Source organism: Streptomyces sp. NPDC001514, from assembly GCF_053597075.1.
Map to the genome: position 1 here is coordinate 19389 of NZ_JBSFHO010000019.1, position 18012 is coordinate 37400.

The following is an 18012-nucleotide window of genomic DNA, read 5'->3' on the forward strand; positions in this document are numbered from 1 at the left end:
GGCGCGTGCCTGCCTGCGCGGGCCTTCGAGGCCCGCGGCCGTCGGGACGTCGCGTCCGAGCCGTCGAAGCCCTTCGGAGGCGCCTCGGGGCGCCTCGGGGCGGCGAGGGTTGCGGCGGTGGACTCATCGGCTGCGCACCCCGCGCCGGGCCCGTAGGCGCGGTGGTGCGGGCGCCGGCTGCCGGGCGGCCCCTGAGGCCGGGGCGCCTGCAGTGGGGGCCGCAGGCGGCCAGAGGCTCGGGCTGCACCCCGGCCGCCGGGGCATGGGTGGCCCGGCGGGTGTGGGGGCACTTGCTGCGGGGGCGCGAGTCATGTGCCGACGGTGATGCGTTCGCCGCCCAGCTCCACCGCAGCGCAGCGCCAGCGGAGGTCGGGGCCCTGCTCGAGGCGGAAGGCCATGGCGCGGACGCGGTCGCCTGCGCCGATGCGGGCGAAGGCCTCGATGACGCCGGGGCGGGGTACGTACTCGTCGCAGTGGCGGACGACCGGCCGCAGACCGTTCGTGGCCAGTGGGGCGCCCGGGGCGAGGCGGATGAGGTGTTCGTACGCGTCCCCGATCGTGTGGCCGAGCATCCAGTGGACCGGGCGGGTGCCGCTGAGGACCGCGAGCAGGCGTTCGGCGAACCAGTAGCGGGGGAGGCGGGACCTGCCCCCGGTGGGCGGCGCCGTGCGCTGTGGTGCGCGCCCAGGGCCGCGGCTGTCGTGGCGGCCGCCGGGCCTCGTGCGTGTCCTGGCCGAGGTGTGGTCCATGGTCTGGCGCCCCCTTCGATACCCATAAGTAACTTTCGGTGGGGATCTTGTACGGGCGCGGCGGGTGCGGTCGCAAGGGCCGCCGGACCCTGCGGGAGCGGGCGCCGAAGATCACCTATCCGGGTGACGGGAAGGTGCATGGGACCCGGGAGGAGGCGGGTCGGAGGCGGATCGGAGGCGCGCCGGTGCGACGCCTGAAAGGGCGGCCGGAAGCAGCCCGATGGGGTACTCCGCACGTATCCTTAAGTGCTCACCCGACGACGAAAGCGGCCTGTCATGCGCGTCTACGTACCCCTGACCCTCCCCGGTCTCGCAGAGGCGCACAAGGCCGGCGAGCTGGGCCCCGGTCCACTGACCGCGTACGCCGTGACTCCCGCGCTGCGCGAGTGGTACGTCTCCGACGACATCGAGGAGCTCGAGTACGCCGCGCTGAGCAGGGCCGCGGCGGCGTCGCTCCGGCTGCTCGCCGGGGACCCGGGCGCGGCCAGGCGGCGGGTCGTCGTCGCCGTCGACGTACCGGACGGCGCGGCCGTCGCCGATCCCGGGCAGGCGCTCGGGTCCGCTTCGCTCGGCGAAGTGCGGATCGCTTCGGCCGTGCCGCTGACCAAGGCGGCGTCGGTGCATGTGGACTCCGACGAGGCGGAGGCCGATGTGGCCGCGGCGGGGGATGCGCTGGGGGCGGCGGATCACGGGGACGACGACGCGCAGTTCATCGTGGACGGCGCGGAGGACCATGAGCTGCTGTGGTTCGGGGTGCAGGAGATCCCGGGGCTCATCGGCTGACCCTCCTGTCGGCCCCTGCCGGCTCCCGTCGGCCTCTCGCCGACCTTCCCGCCGGCCCCCGGTCGGCCTCCCGCCGAGCGCCTGTTCTGGCGCGCATGCCTCGCTGTCACACCCGGGCGGTACCGTTTCTCGGCATGGGGAAGCACAGCGCGCATCTGGTCTGGGACTGGAACGGGACACTGCTCGACGACATCCACGCGGTCATCGACGCGACGAACGCATCCTTCGCGGAGATAGGGCTGGACCCGATCACGCTCGAGCGGTACCGGGAGCTGTACTGCGTGCCCGTGCCGCGCTTCTACGAGCGCCTCATGGGCCGGCTGCCCACGGACGACGAGTGGGCGGTCATGGACGCGGTGTTCCACAAGCACTACTGGGTGCGGGCCGACGGGTGCGCGCTCACGTCGGGGGCGGCGGAGCTGCTCGCGGAGCGGCAGGCGTCGGGGCGTACGCAGTCGCTGCTGTCGCTGGCTCCGCACGAGCAGCTGATACCGATCGTGCGGCGGCACGGCATCGAGGCACGTTTCGTACGGGTCGACGGGCGGATCGGGGGGTCGCACGCGGGCAAGACCGAGCACATGGTGCGCCATCTGTCCGCGCTGGAGGGCGTCGAGGCGGAGCGGGTCGTCGTGATCGGGGACGCCGTGGACGACGCCGTGGCGGCGGCGCATGTGGGGGCGAGGGCGGTGCTTTACACCGGGGGGTCGCACAGCAGGGCCAGCCTGGAGGCGGCGGGGGTGCCGGTGGTGGACAGCCTCGAGGAGGCCGTGAACGTCGCGGAGGAGCTGGCGGCGTAGCCGCTGTCGGCGGCCGCTGCAGCTGCTCTGCGGGCGGTGCAGCTCTGTGGGCGGTGCGCCCCCGTCAGGGTCGTCGGGGGCGCCGACCCGGTCGCGTCAGCTCAGCGGCGCCTTGGCCCGCAGGACCGTGAGGAATTCGCGCATCCAGGCGGGGTGGTCCGGCCAGGCGCGGGAGGAGACCAGGGTGCCGTCGACGACGGCTTCCGTGTCGCGGAAGGAGGCGCCGGCGGCCTGCATGTCGAGCTCCAGGGCGGGATAGGCGGTGACTCTGCGGCCCGTGAGGCTGCCGGTGGCGGCCGTCAGCAGGGGGCCGTGGCAGATCTGTGCCACGGGCTTGTCCGCGTCGAAGAAGGACTTGAGGATCTTGCGGAGCTCGGGGTCGTTCCGGAGGTACTCCGGCGCCCGGCCGCCCGGGATGACGATCGCGGCGTAGTCGCCGGGGTCCACCTCCGAGAACGCCAGGTCGGCGGGCCAGGTGTAGCCCGGCTTCTCCGTGTACGTGTCGAAGCCCGGCTCGAAGTCATGGACGACGAACTGGAGCTTCTTGCGCGAGGGGGCGGCGATGTGGACCTCGTACCCCTCCTCGCGAAGCCGCTGGTACGGGTACAGGACCTCGAGGGACTCGGCCGCGTCACCGGTGACGATCAGGATCTGCACAGTCATGGCTACTGCTCCCCGGTATCGATGTGGCGGTATTGATCGGTCGTCGTCTGTGTCTTTGTCGGCTTCGCCTTCGTCGGCTCGGCCTTCGTCGGTGATTGACGTTGATTTGTCGGGCTTCAGGTCACGCAGACAACCTGCCTCGCCCGGAGCCGTTTGCCAAGAGGCCATGTGTCGCTGTCCAGAGTGTCAAACTTCCGAGCCCGCTTTTGTACACATACGGCTCATGACGGGGCAGGGGTGCGGAGCGATAGCCTTGACCCGTGATCAGCGCGATATGCCGTGGGGGCAGTGAAGCCCCCGGCCTGCGCCCGGAACGCCACAGCGGCCGGGTGCGAGCTGATCTTCCCCGCGGCCGCTGTCGCGGTCGTCGCCCGGGCCGGCTGCCGGATGTGGCCGAGAACGGCCCGGACATCTCTCATCACGGCATAGCGTCGATCCCGACCGGACACCCCGCGTCGTGGCGTTGTGCCATCTTTTCCACCTACGTCACGCAACGGCGCGCGACAGGAGCCAGAGGACATGCAGACCAAGCTGGACGAAGCCAAGGCCGAGTTGCTCGAGAGGGCTGCCCGGGTAGCTGAGCACAGCCCAAGCGGGGGGCAACTTCCGACTGGGTCCGACAGCGGGGAGCGTCCGGACAAGGACACCCTCCTCGCGTATCTCCAGCGCTACTACCTGCACACGGCACCCGAGGACCTCACCGACCGCGACCCCGTCGACATCTTCGGCGCAGCTGTCTCGCACTACCGGCTGGCGGAGAACCGCCCGCAGGGCACGGCCAACGTCCGGGTGCACACCCCGACCGTCGAGGAGAACGGCTGGACGTGCAGCCACTCCGTCGTCGAGGTCGTCACCGACGACATGCCGTTCCTGGTCGACTCGGTCACCAATGAGCTCTCCCGTCAGGGCCGCGGCATCCATGTCGTGATCCACCCCCAGGTCCTCGTCCGCCGCGATGTCACCGGCAGGCTCATCGAGGTGCTCAGCACCGAGCCCAACGGCTCCGGCTCGGGCGCGAGGGCAAAGCTGCCCCACGACGCCCTCACCGAGTCCTGGATCCACGTCGAGATCGACCGCGAGACCGACCGCGCCGACCTGAAGCAGATCACCACCGACCTGCTCCGCGTCCTGTCCGACGTCCGCGAGGCGGTCGAGGACTGGGAGAAGATGCGCGACGCCGCGCTGCGCATCGCCGACGAGCTGCCCAACGAGCCGATCGCCGACGACCTCCGCGAGGAGGACGTCGCGGAGGCCCGCGAGTTGCTGCGCTGGCTCGCCGACGACCACTTCACCTTCCTCGGCTTCCGCGAGTACAACCTCGTCGACGGCGACGCGCTCGCCGCCGTCCCCGGCACCGGCCTCGGCATCCTCCGCTCCGACCCGCACCACACCGGCGACGACGCCCACGGCCACCCGGTGAGCCCCTCCTTCAACCGGCTGCCCGCCGACGCCCGGGCCAAGGCCCGCGAGCACAAGCTGCTGATCCTGACCAAGGCCAACAGCCGCGCCACCGTGCACCGTCCGTCGTACCTCGACTACGTCGGCGTGAAGAAGTTCGACGCCGAGGGCAATGTCGTCGGCGAGCGGCGCTTCCTCGGCCTGTTCTCCTCGGCCGCGTACACCGAGTCCGTGCGCCGCGTCCCCGTCATCCGCCGCAAGGTCGAGGAGGTCCTCGACGGCGCCGGCTTCTCGCCGCACAGCCACGACGGCCGCGACCTGCTGCAGATCCTGGAGACGTACCCGCGCGACGAGCTGTTCCAGACCCCGCCCGACGAGCTGCGCGAGATCGTCACCAGCGTCCTCTACCTGCAGGAGCGCCGCAGGCTGCGGCTGTACCTGCGCCAGGAGGAGTACGGCCGCTACTACTCGGCCCTCGTCTACCTGCCGCGTGACCGCTTCAACACCACCGTCCGCGAGCGCCTGACCGGCATCCTCAAGGAGGAGCTCGGCGGCACCAGCGTCGACTTCACCCTCATGAGCACCGAGTCGGTGCTCACCCGGCTGCACTTCGTCGTGCGCGTCGCGCCCGGCACCGAGCTGACCCATCTCACCGACGCCGACAAGGAGCGCCTCGAGGCCCGGCTGGTCGAGGCCGCCCGCTCCTGGGCCGACGGCTTCGCCGAGGCGCTCAACGCCGAGCTCGGCGAGGAGCGCGCCGCCGAGTTGCTGCGCAAGTACGCCAACGCCTTCCCCGAGGGCTACAAGGCCGACCACTCGCCGCGCGCCGCCGTTGCCGACCTGGTCCACCTGGAGCAGCTCGCCCGCTCCGACAAGGACTTCTCGCTCTCCCTCTACGAGCCGGTCGGCGCCGCCCCCGGTGAGCGCCGCTTCAAGATCTACCGGACGGGCGACCAGGTCTCCCTGTCCGCCGTGCTCCCCGTCCTCAACCGCCTGGGCGTCGAGGTCATCGACGAGCGGCCGTACGAGCTGCGCTGCGCGGACCGTACGCACGCGTGGGTCTACGACTTCGGTCTGCGGATGCCGACCGCGGGCGCCAACGGCGACTACCTCGCCGACGATGCGCGCGAGCGCTTCCAGGACGCCTTCTCCGCCGTGTGGACGGGTGCCGCGGAGAACGACACGTTCAACTCGCTCGTGCTGCGCGCCGGTCTCACCTGGCGTGAGGCCATGGTGCTGCGCGCGTACGCCAAGTACCTGCGGCAGGCCGGTTCGACCTTCAGCCAGGACTACATGGAGGACACGCTCCTCAACAACGTCCACACCACCCGGCTGCTGATCAACCTCTTCGAGGCCCGGATGGCGCCGGACCGCCAGCGCGCCGGCACCGAGCTGACCGACGCCCTGCTGGAGGAGCTGGACGCCGCCCTGGAGCAGGTCGCGTCCCTCGACGAGGACCGGATCCTCCGCTCCTTCCTCACCGTCATCAAGGCGACCCTGCGCACCAACTTCTTCCAGGAGGCGAAGGGCTTCGAGTGGCACGGCTACGTGTCGATGAAGTTCGACCCGCAGGCCATCCCGGACCTGCCGGCGCCCCGCCCGGCGTACGAGATCTGGGTGTACTCGCCGCGGGTCGAGGGTGTGCACCTGCGCTTCGGCAAGGTCGCGCGCGGAGGGCTCCGCTGGTCCGACCGGCGTGAGGACTTCCGTACGGAGATCCTCGGCCTGGTCAAGGCGCAGATGGTGAAGAACACCGTGATCGTGCCGGTCGGCGCCAAGGGCGGCTTCGTCGCCAAGCAGCTCCCGGACCCGTCCGTGGACCGTGACGCCTGGCTCGCCGAGGGCATCGCCTGCTACAAGACCTTCATCTCGGCGCTGCTCGACATCACCGACAACCTGGTGGCGGGCGAGGTCGTGCCGCCGCAGGACGTGGTCCGCCACGACGAGGACGACACGTACCTCGTCGTCGCCGCCGACAAGGGCACCGCGACGTTCTCCGACATCGCCAACGAGGTCGCCCTCTCGTACAACTTCTGGCTCGGCGACGCCTTCGCCTCGGGCGGCTCCGCCGGCTACGACCACAAGGGCATGGGCATCACGGCCCGCGGCGCCTGGGAGTCCGTCAAGCGGCACTTCCGCGGGCTCGGCCACGACACCCAGACCCAGGACTTCACCGTCGTCGGCGTCGGCGACATGTCCGGTGACGTGTTCGGCAACGGCATGCTGCTGTCCGAGCACATCCGGCTGGTCGCGGCCTTCGACCACCGCCACATCTTCATCGACCCCAACCCGGACAGCGCGGTCTCGTACGCCGAGCGCCGCCGCCTCTTCGAACTGCCCCGCTCGTCCTGGGCCGACTACAACAAGGAGCTGCTGTCGCAGGGCGGCGGCATCCACCCCCGTACGGCCAAGTCGATCCCGGTCAACGCGCACGTCCGCGAGGCCCTCGGCATCGAGCCCGGCGTCACCAAGCTGACCCCGGCCGAGCTGATGAAGGCGATCCTCAAGGCTCCGGTGGACCTGCTGTGGAACGGCGGCATCGGTACGTACGTCAAGGCGTCCACCGAGTCCAACGCCGACGTCGGCGACAAGGCCAACGACGCCATCCGCGTCGACGGTGACGAGCTGCGGGTCAAGGTCGTCGGCGAGGGTGGCAACCTGGGCCTGACCCAGCTGGGCCGGATCGAGTTCGCCCGCCTGGGCGGCCGGGTCAACACCGACGCCATCGACAACAGCGCGGGCGTGGACACCTCCGACCACGAGGTGAACATCAAGATCCTGCTGAACGGGCTGGTCACGGACGGCGACCTGACCGTCAAGCAGCGCAACAAGCTGCTCGCCGAGATGACCGACGAGGTCGGCAGCCTCGTGCTGCGCAACAACTACGCGCAGAACGTGGCCCTGGCCAACGCCGTCGCCCAGTCGCCGAGCCTGCTCCACGCCCACCAGCGCTTCATGCGCCGGCTCGAACGGGACGGTGCGCTGGACCGGGCGCTGGAGTTCCTGCCGAACGACCGTCAGATCCGCGAGCTGCTGAACAGCGGCAAGGGCCTCAGCCAGCCCGAGCTCGCCGTCCTGCTCGCCTACACCAAGATCACGGTGGCGGACGAGCTGATCGGGACGCCGCTGCCGGACGACTCGTATCTGCGTGGGCTGCTGCACGCGTACTTCCCGAAGGCACTGCGGGAGAAGTTCCCCGAGGCGGTCGACAGCCACCCGCTGCGCCGCGAGATCGTCACCACCGTCCTGGTCAACGACACGGTCAACACCGGCGGTTCGACCTTCCTGCACCGGCTCCGCGAGGAGACCGGCGCCTCGACCGAGGAGATCGTCAGGGCGCAGACCGCCGCCCGCGCGATCTTCGATCTCGGCGAGGTGTGGGACGCCGTCGAGGCGCTCGACAACAAGGTCGCCGCCGACGTCCAGACCCGGATCCGGCTGCACTCGCGCCGGCTGGTCGAGCGCGGCACGCGCTGGCTGCTCGGCAACCGGCCGCAGCCGCTGGAGCTCACGGAGACGATCGAGTTCTTCGCGGCGGGCGTCGAGCAGGTCTGGGCCGAGCTGCCGAAGATGCTCCGCGGCATCGACCTGGAGTGGTACCAGGGGCTGCTGGAAGAGTTCACGGACGCGGGCGTTCCGGAGGGCCTGGCCATGCGCGTCGCCGGGTTCTCGTCCGCCTTCCCGACGCTCGACGTCGTCGCGATCGCGGACCGCACGGGCAAGGACCCGCTGTCCGTCGCCGAGGTCTACTACGACCTGGCCGACCGGCTGCGGATCACCGAGCTGATGGACCGGATCATCGAGCTGCCGCGGGCCGACCGCTGGCAGTCCATGGCCCGCGCCGCCATCCGCGAGGACCTGTACGCCGCGCACGCCGCACTCACCGCGGACGTGCTGTCCGTGGGCAACGGCTCTTCGTCGCCCGAGGAACGCTTCAAGGCGTGGGATCAGAAGAACGCCGCCATCCTGGGCCGGGCGCGGACGACGCTGGACGAGATCCAGAGCTCGGACACGTTCGACCTGGCGAACCTGTCGGTGGCGATGCGGACGATGCGGCAGCTGCTGCGGACGCACAGCTGAGCGGCTGAGCCGCTGAGGGGCTCAGCGTCCGAATGAGCAGCGAAGGGGCGCCCGCCATGGAGGCGGGCGCCCCTTCCTGTGCTGCCTGTGTTCTTTGTTCTTGTTATGTCTTCTTGGTGAAGGCCTCGTACGCCGCGACGACCTCCTTCGCCGGGCCGTCCATCCGCAGCGTCCCGGATTCCAGCCAGAGCGCGCGGTCGCACGTCGACGTGATCGTCGAATTGCTGTGGCTGACCAGGAAGACCGTGCCGGCCTCCTCGCGCAGCTCGGCGATCCGCTGCCGGCTGCGGGACTGGAACCTGGCGTCGCCCGTCGCGAGCGCCTCGTCGATGAGGAGCACGTCATGGCTCTTGGCGGCGGCGATGGAGAAGCGCAGCCTGGCGCCCATGCCGGAGGAGTACGTCCGCATCGGCAGGGAGATGAAGTCGTCCTTCTCGTTGATGCCGGAGAAGTCGACGATCTCCTGGTAGCGGTCGCGGATCTCCGCGCGCGTCATGCCCATCGCGAGCCCGCCGAGGATGACATTGCGCTCGCCGGTCAGATCGCCCATCAGGGCGGCGTTCACGCCGAGCAGGGACGGCTGGCCCTGGGTGTGGATGCTGCCCTTGGCGGTCGGCAGCAGGCCCGCGATCGCCTTCAGCAGCGTGGACTTGCCCGAGCCGTTCGAGCCGATCAGGCCGATCGCCTCGCCCTTGTACGCGGCGAAGCTGACGCCCTTGACGGCGTGGACCTCGCGGCCGCCGCCGCGCTTGTCGGGCTTGCGGGACAGGATCCTGCTCAGGGCGGCGGTTGCGGCACCGCGGCCGGTCTTCGCGCCGTTGACCTTGTAGGTGATGTGGACGCCGTCGACGACGACGGTGGGGGTCCTGCCGTCCGAGTCGATGCGGTCGATGCAGTCGATGGGGTCGACGTGATCGACAGGGTCGGCAGGGTCGATGCGTCCGATGCGTTCGATGTGATCAGCCACGGCCGTACTGCTCCTCCGCCTTCCAGAAGTACAGGAATCCGCCCGCCCCGAAGAGCACCGTCCAGCCGAGGGCGACCGCCCAGACATGCGGCGGCAGCTGGGCCGAGGTGAAGCTGTCGATGAGCGCGAAGCGCATCAGGTCGATGTAGACGGCGGCCGGGTTGCACTGCAGGGCCACGACGACCACGTGCGGCAGGTCCCGGTCCTTGAGGACCGTCGAGAGGCTGAACATCACCCCGGACGCGTACATCCAGGTACGCAGCAGGAAGGGCATCAACTGGGCGATGTCGGGAGTGCGGGCGGCCATGCGGGCCATCGCCATCGACAGGCCGGTGTTGAAGACGGCCTGCAGCAGCAGCGCCGGAACCGCCAGCAGCCAGGACGCCTTCGGGAACTGCCCGAAGCCCATCAGGATCAAGGCCAGCGCGCCCATGGAGAACAGCAGTTGCTGAAGCTGCTGGAGCGCGAGCGCGATGGGCAGCGCGGCGCGCGGGAAGTGCAGGGCCCGTACGAGGCCGATGTTCCCGGAGATGGCCCTGGTCCCGGACAACACCGAGTTGGCCGTGAAGGTCCAGATGAAGACGCCCGTGACCAGGAACGGGACGAAGTCGGGGACGTGATGGCTGGTCTTGAGCAGGACCCCGAAGATGAAGTAGTAGACCGCGGCGTTGAGCAGCGGGGTCATCAGCTGCCAGACCTGGCCGAGCTTCGCCTGGCTGTACTGCGCGGTGAGCCGGGCGGTCGCGAACGCGGTGATGAAGTGTCTGCGCGACCAGAGCTGTCCGATGTACGCGCCGAGCGGGGGCCGGGCCCCGCTGACCGTCAGTCCATGCCGGGCCGCGAGCTCGCCGAGGCTCTCCACGGGTGGTGCGGGCCGGATCGTCGTCATCGTCTGGCTGCTGCTCACGCTCGTCGCTTTCGCCGGAGACAGGGGGAGGTGGGGGGAGGCGGATGCGTTCCCTGACGACGGGACGGACCCGTTTCGTCGCTACGGGGAGGGTAGGGCGGGAAGACGTCGCAACGCAACTGTTTCGTCGTCACGGGTATGCTCTGGACATGACCACGGACCCGGGAACCCCTCGTCGCGCCCCCGCGGGAGCCGCAGTGCTCCGGGAGGACGTGACCGAAGCGATCCGCGCCGCCGTCTTCGAGGAGCTGGCCGCGGTCGGTTTCGCCCGGATGTCGATCGAGGGCATCGCGCGCCGGGCGGGCGTCGGCAAGACCGCGGTCTACCGGCGCTGGAAGTCCAAGCTGTCGCTCGTCCTCGACCTGGTCTCGGCCTTCGCCGCGCGTGGACTGCCGGCGCCGGCGACCGGCTCGCTGTACGGGGACGTCCGCGCGCTCCTCGAAGTCGCCTCGCACGCCCTGCGCCACCCAATCGCGTCTCAGGTCATCCCCGATCTGCTGGTCGAGGCCGCCCGCCACCCCGAGATCTCCGACGCGATCAAGGCCGCCCTGCTCGACAGCCAGCAAGGCGTCGCCGCGCTGGTGGTGCGCGACGCGGTCGCGCGTGGCGAGCTGCCGGAGTCGACGGACCCGGACCGCGCGCTGGACCTGATCATCGGACCGCTGTACTGGCGGCTGGTGGTGGTGCGCAGCGACCTGCCCAAGGGGTACCTCGACGACCTCGCGGCCTCGGCGGTGGCGGCGCTGACGCGCGCCTGAGGCCGTGCGTACAGAGGCGTCTGAGGCCGCGCATACAGGGCGCCTGAGGCTGTGCGTACAGCGGCGCGCGGCACGGTGTGCGCTCGGCCGGGTGGGTGAACGGCCGTCGTCGGTGCGTAGCCCGGACGGACGGCGGGTCGTTGCTGTGTCGAGCGGGCGGACGCCCGCCCGAGGCGTGTGGAGGTCACCCCATGAGCCCACCGGGACCGGCAGACATCCCGGACGTCGACGTCCCCGAAGTCACCGACCTCCCCGACGTCACCGTCATCGTCATGGTCCGCGAAGCCGCGCCGCATCTCCACCGCTGTCTGGAGTCGCTCGCAGGCCAGACCATCGGCGTGGACCGCATCGAGGTGCTCGTCGTGGACGACGGATCCGACGGATCCGACGATGGCGGCCGGGCGGAGCTGGAACGATTCTCCACCGCCCATCCCGGTCTGTGCGCCGTCCTCGGCCCCGGCACCCGCAACCAGGCCGTCGAACGCGCGCGCGGCCGCTATCTGTTCTTCCTCCCCGCCGACGGCTTCCTCGGCCGGGAGGCGCTGGCCCGTCTCGTCGACGCGGCCGACATCCACGGCTCCGACGTCGTGTTCCCCAAGGCCGCGGGCACGTCCACCGCGGTCTTCGCGCGCACCGAGCACCGCGTACCCCTCGACGCCCCCGGGCTGCCGTGGGAGCTGTCGTGCACCAAGCTGTTCCGCCGTGAGCCGGCCGTCGAGCCGCACGGTCTGCGGTTCCGCGAGGACATCCCCGACGCCCTCGCCGAGCAGGCATTCACCCTCGAAGCCCTCTTCCGGGCACGCGGCATCTCCGTCCTGGCCGACTACGACTACTGCTTCGCCGTCGCCAGGACCCCCGAGGCGTCCCCGATCGAGGATCTGCTGCGCGGGACGGCCGCTTCGATGGCCGTGACCGCCCGCTTCACCGAGCCCGGCCCGCTCCGTGACGGCTTCCATCTCCGCCGCTTCGCCGAGGAGGCCGACCGGCTGACCGGCACCGGGCTTCTGGAGACGGCCGAACCGGTGCGCCGACGGGTCTTCGCCGGCCTGCGCAGGCTCGTCACGGACCACCTGAGCGACGCCGTACTCGCCCGGCTGCGGCCAGGACTACGGCTGCGGCTGTCGTACGTACGCACAGGCGACCTGCCAGGACTTCTCTCGGTCATCCGCTACGAGGTCGGTCACGGGGTACCGCCCCTGCGCACCCACCTCGTCTCCGCGAACTGGCGGCGCACCGGCCCCGCCCGCCACACCCTGGTCGTCACCGCCCGCAGCCCGCTGCCCGGCCTGGCCGCCCTCGACGCGGCTCCGGTCCGGCTCACCGGCCCCGTTCCGGAGGCCGGCCGGATCCTGCTGAGGCCGGCGCCCGACGGCGGCGGCACGGAGATCGAGGTACGGATCCCCGCCGACGCCTTCCCGCCGGGTCGCACCCGGGTAGGCCTGCGCACGGCACTGCTCGGCACCGAGCACCTGGCCACGGTTCCCGCCGGAGCCCCGTCCCGGCGGGCCCACGGTCTGCGCGGCCTGCGTCCGTACCGGCTGAACGTGGCCGCGGACGGCCCCCGGGGGCTCGTCGTCGCCGTCACCCCCGTCGGACTGCTCCGGCGCCGGATCAGCGGCGGCCGCGCACGACCCGCCTGAGGGCGCGGGTCAGGATCGGGGGCAGCAGGTCCCGTGCGACACGGCGGACGAGCGGGGACCGCCGCCGCTGTGCCGTGCCGGTCGTGCCGGTCGTGCCGGTCGCGGGCCGTGCCGCGGCCGGACCGGACTTGTGGCGGGACTCCGGCTGTGCCGGACTGGCCGACTTCTTGCCGTCGATACGGATCAGCGGCGCCCCGGCCACCTCCTCCACCACATGCACGAGGTCCGTCCGCGTCCTCAGCCAGTCGAGCAGCGCCTCGCGCACCTTCTCCGGCTCGCCCCAGGTCCCGTACATCTTGGTGGCGGTGATACAGACCGGCCGCAGTCCCGCGGTGGCGACGGCTCCCCAGGCGGCGGCCGCGACGCCCGGGCAGTGCTCGGCCCGGAAGTCGTCGAGGACCACGATGCCGTCCGTGGTGATGAGCTCCTGGGTGGCCTCGATGTCGCCCTTGACGTGCTCGTACAGGTGCGAGGCGTCGATGTGGACGAAGCGGCAGCTCGCCGCGCGGACCCGGGAGGAGATCACGGAGGTCGGCGCCTGGACGAGGGTCGGCAGCTCGTCGTGGAAGGAGAGGTAGTTGGCCTCGAAGGCACGGCGGGTGAGCGTCGAGTACGACCGGTTCATCTCGGCGCTGTTGGAGGCGTCGGGGGCGGGCGAGTCCCAGAGGTCGCAGACCGTGAACTCCTCTCCGTCCCGCAGGTACATGCCCAGAAAGATCGCGCTCTTGCCCATGTACGCGCCGAGTTCGAGCAGGTCACCCGCCTCGCCGAGGTCGCGCTGGCGGTTCAGGAACCAGTCGAAGAGCAGCTGGTCGACCGGCCGGAACCAGCCCTTGACGTCGTCGAGCCGGGCGGGCTCGGGGAGTTCCACGTCGGACTCGACGGTGGACTGTGCCGGTGCACTCGTCTGTGCACTCGTCTGTGCCATGGGTGTCTTCTCTCTCGGGACTCAGCGGTGAGCGGGAACGCTGGGGCTTGTGCGGCGACCGGTGCCGGTGCCGGTGCCGGTGCTCGTCTGCGCCGGCCGGACGCGGTGGGGCGCACGTATCGCGGCTGCGCACGGTGCGGTGTAGGCCGGGGAAGGCGGCGTACGTCGTGGACGTATCGCGGGCGCGTCGGACGTACGCGCGCGGCTGCCCCGCGGCTGCCGGCCGGGCACCGCGTACGGGCGCATCGCGTGGTCGGTCGTCCGCCGGAAGACCGATGGACGCCACTCCTCCAGCGCCGGGCGGGAGTCGACGAAAGCCATTACCCGGTCGTACTCGTCGAAGGTGTCGAAGGGTTTGCGGGCGGGTGAGGTGCCGATGTTTCTCGTGCGGCGCTCCCGTGCGTACGCGCACACCCGATCGAGGGCTCGATCGGGTGTGCGAAAGCGACAGCGGCAGCGCCGGTGGCAGCGGACGCCGCATTACGGCAGGGCCGGCGGCAGGTGCTGTGCACCGCCTGCTACTTGACCGCCCCTGCCATGACGCCGGACACGAACTGCCGCTGGAACGCGAAGAACACGGCGAGCGGAATCATCATCGAGACGAACGCGCCCGGCGCCAGCACGTCGATGTTGTTGCCGAACTGCCGTACCTGCTGCTGCAGCGCGACCGTGATCGGCGGGGACTCGGAGTCCGCGAAGATCAGCGCCACCAGCATGTCGTTCCAGACCCACAGGAACTGGAAGATCCCCAGCGAGGCGATCGCCGGCCCGCCGAGCGGCAGCACGACCCGTGTGAACAGCCTGATCTCGCCCGCCCCGTCGAGCCTGGCCGCCTCGAGCAGCTCGCGCGGAATCTCCGCGAAGAAATTCCGGAGGAGGAAGATCGCGAAGGGGAGGCCGAAGGCGACATGGAAGATCACGACTCCGACCGTCGTCTCGAAGATCCCGATCTTGCCGAAGAGCTTCGACACGGGAACGAGAGCGACCTGGACCGGGACGACGAGCAGTCCGACGACGACCAGGAACCACCAGTCGCGGCCCGGGAACTCCATCCACGCGAAGGCGTATCCCGCGAGCGAGCCGATCACGACGACCAGGAGCGTGGCCGGGACGGTGATCATGACTGTGGCCAGCAGCGAGTCGGTGATGGTGTCGTTCTCCAGCAGCCTGGAGTAGTTCTCGGTCGTGATCTGGGCGGGCGCGGTGAAGACCTCCCACCAGCCGCTCGCGTTGATGTCGGCGGGCGAGCGGAGCGAGGACAGCAGCAGCCCCACGGTCGGCATCAACCAGAACAGCCCGACCAGGACGAGCAAGACCCGCATGGCCCCGCCGCCGGTACGGGTGGCGATACGGGAGGCGAGCGTCGGCTTCGCCTTGACGGCGCTGTCGGTGCTCATCGGTGCGTCTCCCTTCGCATCCTCCGAATGTTGAAGAGCATCACCGGGATCACCAGCAGCAGGAGCAGCACCGCGATGGCGCTGCCCACTCCGAGATGGGCGTCGGTGCCGAACGACGAGCGGTAGAGCTGGAGCGCCAGCACGTTCGCGTCGTCCTGCGCCGAGCCGGGCGCGATGATGAAGACCAGGTCGAAGATCTTCAGAACGTTGATCATCAGCGTGACCAGGACGACCGCGAGGACCGGCGCGAGCAGCGGGACGGTCACCTTGCGGAAGACCTGCCACTCATTGGCACCGTCCACGCGGGCCGCCTCCAGCAGTTCGCGCGGCACGGCCGCCAGCCCCGCGGCGATCAGCACCATCGCGAAGCCCGCCCACATCCAGACGTACGAGCCGATGATCGCCGGGGTCACGAGGGACGGGCCGAGCCAGTCCACTCCGTTGTACGGCTCCCGGAAGTTGCTCACGGGCAGCCGGAGCCGCGCGCCTTCCGCCTCCGCGGGGAGCGAGAACGTACCGTCGGCGGCCGCCGTGGCGGTGGCGACGACCTTGCCGTCCTTGACCGCCTCGACCTTGATGCCCTTGAGGCCGAGCTCCTGGGCGTCGATGGCGTTGGGTTTTCCGCCGCCGCCCCGGGTGAAGTCCAGCCAGGCCGTGCCCGTGATCCTCCCGGGTTCCGCCGCGGTCGCCTTCGCGGGTTTCGCGTCACCCGGCATCTTCGCGGGCGGTACGCCGACGAGAGGGAGCTGGACGGCGGTGCCCGCCGTGACCGGCTCCTTGGTGATGAACGCTCCGCCGCCCGCCGCCTCCAGCGGATGGACGGGCAGCGGATGCGCCTTGGGGTAACCGGCCGATTCTGCGAACGTGTCGTGCACGCCGACCCAGACCGCGTTGGCGACACCGCGCTCCGGGTCCTGCTCGTACACCAGCCGGAAGATGATGCCCGCCGCGAGCATCGAGATCGCCATGGGCATGAAGACGATGAGCTTGAACGCCGTGCCCCAGCGGACCCGTTCGGTGAGCACGGCGAAGATCAGACCGAGGGCCGTCGCCACGGCCGGCGCGACGACCACCCAGATCGCGTTGTTCTTGACGGCGGTGAGGATGGTGTCGTCGGTGAAGATCTCGACGTAGTTGTCGAGCCCGGCGAAGGAGCTGCCGGACTTGTCGAAGAAGGACCGGTAGACCGAGTACCCGATCGGGTACACCACGAGCGCGCCGAGCAGCACCAGCGCGGGCAGCAGAAAGCCGGCGGCGACGAGCCTGCGGGTGCCGGTCACGCTCTTGCGCTTGCGCACGCCACCGGAGGCGGAGGGCGCCGGGCCCTCCGCCGCTCCGGAGGACGCTCCGTTGGACGCTCCGGGGGCCGTCATCGCCGCGTCAGCTCTTGTACGCCTTGGCCGCGTCGGCCTCCAGCCGCGCCTGCGTGCCCGCGATGTCCTTCGGGTTCTTCAGGAAGTCCTGGAGCGCCTTCCACTCGCCCTTGCCCGGCGTGCCGCCGAAGGACTGCGGCATCTGGTCCGACATGTCGAAGCGGAAGTCGTCGCCCGCGGCGATCAGCGCCTTCGCGATGTCGCGCTGGACGTCGTTCGGATACGCGGCCACGTCCAGGGATTTGTTGGGGGAGATGAAACCGCCGGACCCCGCCCAGATCTTCGCCGCGTCGGGCGACGCCAGGAAGGTCAGCAGCGCCTGCGCGCCCTTGGAGTCCTTGAGCGCGACGGCCGCGTCGCCGCCGGTGACCACCGGGGGCTCGGCGCCGACGGCCGGGAACGGGAACACCTTCGCGTCCGTACCGATCTTGGCCCCGGTCTGCGCGATGTTGACGGTGACGAAGTCGCCCTCGAAGACCATCGCACCCTTGGGCTGGTCGCCCCCGGTGAAGGTCTGGGTGACGGACTTGGGGAACTCGGTCTGCAGTGCGCCGTTCGCGCCGCCCGCGATCAGGGCGGGCTTGCCGAACAGCTCGGCGAGGGTCGTCAGCGCCTGCTTGACGGAGGGATCGGTCCACTTGATCTCGTGCTTGGCCAGCTGGTCGTACTTCTCCGGGCCGGCCTGGGAGAGGTAGACGTTCTCGAACCAGTCGGTGAGCGTCCAGCCGTCCGCGCCGCCGACCGAGACCGGGGTGACACCGGACGCGGAGATCGTCTCGGCCGTCGTCAGGAATTCCTTCCAGGTCTTGGGCTCGGTGGCGCCGGCGTTCTCGAAGACCGCGTTGTTGTACCAGATGAGGGACTTGTTGGCGGCCTTGAAGTAGACGCCGTACGGGGTGCCGTCGACGGAGCCGAGGTCCTGCCAGCCCTTGCCGTAGTTCTTGGTGAGCTCGGCCTTGGCTTCGGGGCCGAGCGGCTTGGCCCACTTCTTGGCCACGGTCTCCTTGATCGCGCCGACCTGCGGCAGCATCGCCACATCGGGCGGGCTGCCACCGGCGATCTTCGTACCGAGGAAGTTGACGATCGGGTCCTGCGCGGGGACGAAGGTGACGGTGGCGCCGGTGCGCTTCTCGAACTCCTTGAGGACCTTGGTGAAGTTCTCCTGCTCGGGGCCCGTCCAGACCGCGGCGACCTCGATCTTCTCGCCGTTCAGCTTGGGCAGCTGGACGGTGGGGGCCGAGTCGCTGCCACCGGTGCTGTCCGGTGTGCTTCCGCCGCCGCCGTCCTTGTCGCCGCCGCAGCCGGTGAGGGCGACGAGGGCGCCTATGGCGACGAGCCCCACGATGGCCCTGCTGCGAGTGGTACGAGTCGTACGAGCTGTGCGCATCACTGCCCCGTCTCTCCCGTGCGCCTTCGGAGGGCACAGCCGGCCGTGACGCAGGCAGCACCGCTCCCGTCCCGTGGGGTCAGGTCTACGCCCGGGGCGGGGGCGAAGCAATACCGCCTTCCCTGTCAACTGGGTGATCGTGATGGGCTCGTGACGTGCCGTCAGAGCCATCAGGGCCGTCGGGA

General features: G+C 70.5%; 13 protein-coding genes. 5 read left to right on the forward strand and 8 right to left on the reverse strand.

Annotated features, from left to right (window positions below):
- Nucleotides 1-308: 308 nt before the first annotated feature.
- On the reverse strand, nucleotides 309-749 hold the full coding sequence (locus ACWCXB_RS20755) for an Rv3235 family protein (protein WP_450724906.1): 441 nt from the start codon (nucleotides 747-749) through the stop codon (nucleotides 309-311).
- A 276-nt stretch (nucleotides 750-1025) separates the two neighbouring features.
- On the opposite strand from ACWCXB_RS20755, the gene ACWCXB_RS20760 reads away from it, so the two are divergent.
- On the forward strand, nucleotides 1026-1532 hold the full coding sequence (locus ACWCXB_RS20760; RefSeq protein ID WP_450724908.1) for a DUF6912 family protein: 507 nt from the start codon (nucleotides 1026-1028) through the stop codon (nucleotides 1530-1532).
- A gap of 134 nt (nucleotides 1533-1666) precedes the next feature.
- Nucleotides 1667-2329 carry an HAD family hydrolase gene (locus tag ACWCXB_RS20765; protein ID WP_450724910.1) on the forward strand — a complete coding sequence of 221 codons (663 nt, stop codon included), beginning with the start codon at nucleotides 1667-1669 and terminating at the stop codon, nucleotides 2327-2329.
- Between the two features lie 96 nt (nucleotides 2330-2425).
- Here the strand turns inward: ACWCXB_RS20765 and ACWCXB_RS20770 are convergent, their stop codons facing one another.
- Nucleotides 2426-2992, reverse strand: coding sequence for a DJ-1/PfpI family protein (locus ACWCXB_RS20770; RefSeq protein WP_450724912.1), 567 nt, complete (start codon nucleotides 2990-2992; stop codon nucleotides 2426-2428).
- 519 nt (nucleotides 2993-3511) lie between these two features.
- On the opposite strand from ACWCXB_RS20770, the gene ACWCXB_RS20775 reads away from it, so the two are divergent.
- The gene (locus ACWCXB_RS20775; RefSeq protein ID WP_450724914.1) at nucleotides 3512-8470 is read left to right on the forward strand and encodes an NAD-glutamate dehydrogenase; all 4959 of its coding nucleotides are present in this window, start codon (nucleotides 3512-3514) and stop codon (nucleotides 8468-8470) included.
- Between the two features lie 103 nt (nucleotides 8471-8573).
- Here ACWCXB_RS20775 and ACWCXB_RS20780 read toward each other — a convergent pair whose 3' ends face one another.
- Together ACWCXB_RS20780 and ACWCXB_RS20785 are read right to left on the reverse strand one after the other, a co-directional pair.
- A complete protein-coding gene (locus tag ACWCXB_RS20780) occupies nucleotides 8574-9371 on the reverse strand; it encodes an ABC transporter ATP-binding protein (protein WP_450725033.1) in 798 nt (265 codons plus the stop codon).
- Nucleotides 9372-9429: 58 nt separating this feature from the next.
- Complete coding sequence (locus ACWCXB_RS20785) at nucleotides 9430-10326, reverse strand: ABC transporter permease (RefSeq protein WP_450725034.1); 897 nt, start codon at nucleotides 10324-10326, stop codon at nucleotides 9430-9432.
- 167 nt (nucleotides 10327-10493) lie between these two features.
- Here ACWCXB_RS20785 and ACWCXB_RS20790 point away from each other — a divergent pair, with 167 nt between their 5' ends.
- The gene (locus ACWCXB_RS20790) at nucleotides 10494-11102 is read left to right on the forward strand and encodes a TetR/AcrR family transcriptional regulator (protein WP_450724916.1); all 609 of its coding nucleotides are present in this window, start codon (nucleotides 10494-10496) and stop codon (nucleotides 11100-11102) included.
- Nucleotides 11103-11293: 191 nt separating this feature from the next.
- A complete protein-coding gene (locus tag ACWCXB_RS20795) occupies nucleotides 11294-12742 on the forward strand; it encodes a glycosyltransferase (RefSeq protein ID WP_450724918.1) in 1449 nt (482 codons plus the stop codon).
- Here ACWCXB_RS20795 and ACWCXB_RS20800 read toward each other — a convergent pair.
- The 4 genes from ACWCXB_RS20800 to ACWCXB_RS20815 form a co-directional block, all read right to left on the reverse strand.
- Nucleotides 12714-13670 (reverse strand): class I SAM-dependent methyltransferase, encoded by a 957-nt coding sequence (locus tag ACWCXB_RS20800; RefSeq protein ID WP_450724920.1) that lies wholly within the window; start codon nucleotides 13668-13670, stop codon nucleotides 12714-12716. The two genes, ACWCXB_RS20795 and ACWCXB_RS20800, sit on opposite strands and share 29 nt — an antisense overlap.
- A gap of 518 nt (nucleotides 13671-14188) precedes the next feature.
- On the reverse strand, nucleotides 14189-15067 hold the full coding sequence (locus ACWCXB_RS20805) for a carbohydrate ABC transporter permease (protein WP_450724922.1): 879 nt from the start codon (nucleotides 15065-15067) through the stop codon (nucleotides 14189-14191).
- Entirely contained in the window at nucleotides 15064-16440 is a 1377-nt protein-coding gene (locus ACWCXB_RS20810; RefSeq protein WP_450724924.1) for a carbohydrate ABC transporter permease, read from the reverse strand. Before ACWCXB_RS20810 ends, ACWCXB_RS20805 begins: the two co-directional genes overlap by 4 nt.
- Before the next feature lie 7 nt (nucleotides 16441-16447).
- Entirely contained in the window at nucleotides 16448-17827 is a 1380-nt protein-coding gene (locus ACWCXB_RS20815; RefSeq protein ID WP_450724926.1) for an ABC transporter substrate-binding protein, read from the reverse strand.
- Nucleotides 17828-18012: the final 185 nt, after the last annotated feature.

What these genes read in the sequence shown, in the direction of transcription:
- ACWCXB_RS20755 (WP_450724906.1), bottom strand. Translation starts at nt 749, where the DNA reads ATGGACCACACCTCGGCCAGGACACGCACGAGGCCCGGCGGCCGCCAC.
- ACWCXB_RS20760 (WP_450724908.1), top strand. Translation starts at nt 1,026, where the DNA reads ATGCGCGTCTACGTACCCCTGACCCTCCCCGGTCTCGCAGAGGCGCAC.
- ACWCXB_RS20765 (WP_450724910.1), top strand. Translation starts at nt 1,667, where the DNA reads ATGGGGAAGCACAGCGCGCATCTGGTCTGGGACTGGAACGGGACACTG.
- ACWCXB_RS20770 (WP_450724912.1), bottom strand. Translation starts at nt 2,992, where the DNA reads ATGACTGTGCAGATCCTGATCGTCACCGGTGACGCGGCCGAGTCCCTC.
- ACWCXB_RS20775 (WP_450724914.1), top strand. Translation starts at nt 3,512, where the DNA reads ATGCAGACCAAGCTGGACGAAGCCAAGGCCGAGTTGCTCGAGAGGGCT.
- ACWCXB_RS20785 (WP_450725034.1), bottom strand. Translation starts at nt 10,326, where the DNA reads ATGACGACGATCCGGCCCGCACCACCCGTGGAGAGCCTCGGCGAGCTC.
- ACWCXB_RS20790 (WP_450724916.1), top strand. Translation starts at nt 10,494, where the DNA reads ATGACCACGGACCCGGGAACCCCTCGTCGCGCCCCCGCGGGAGCCGCA.
- ACWCXB_RS20795 (WP_450724918.1), top strand. Translation starts at nt 11,294, where the DNA reads ATGAGCCCACCGGGACCGGCAGACATCCCGGACGTCGACGTCCCCGAA.
- ACWCXB_RS20800 (WP_450724920.1), bottom strand. Translation starts at nt 13,670, where the DNA reads ATGGCACAGACGAGTGCACAGACGAGTGCACCGGCACAGTCCACCGTC.
- ACWCXB_RS20805 (WP_450724922.1), bottom strand. Translation starts at nt 15,067, where the DNA reads ATGAGCACCGACAGCGCCGTCAAGGCGAAGCCGACGCTCGCCTCCCGT.
- ACWCXB_RS20810 (WP_450724924.1), bottom strand. Translation starts at nt 16,440, where the DNA reads ATGACGGCCCCCGGAGCGTCCAACGGAGCGTCCTCCGGAGCGGCGGAG.
- ACWCXB_RS20815 (WP_450724926.1), bottom strand. Translation starts at nt 17,827, where the DNA reads ATGCGCACAGCTCGTACGACTCGTACCACTCGCAGCAGGGCCATCGTG.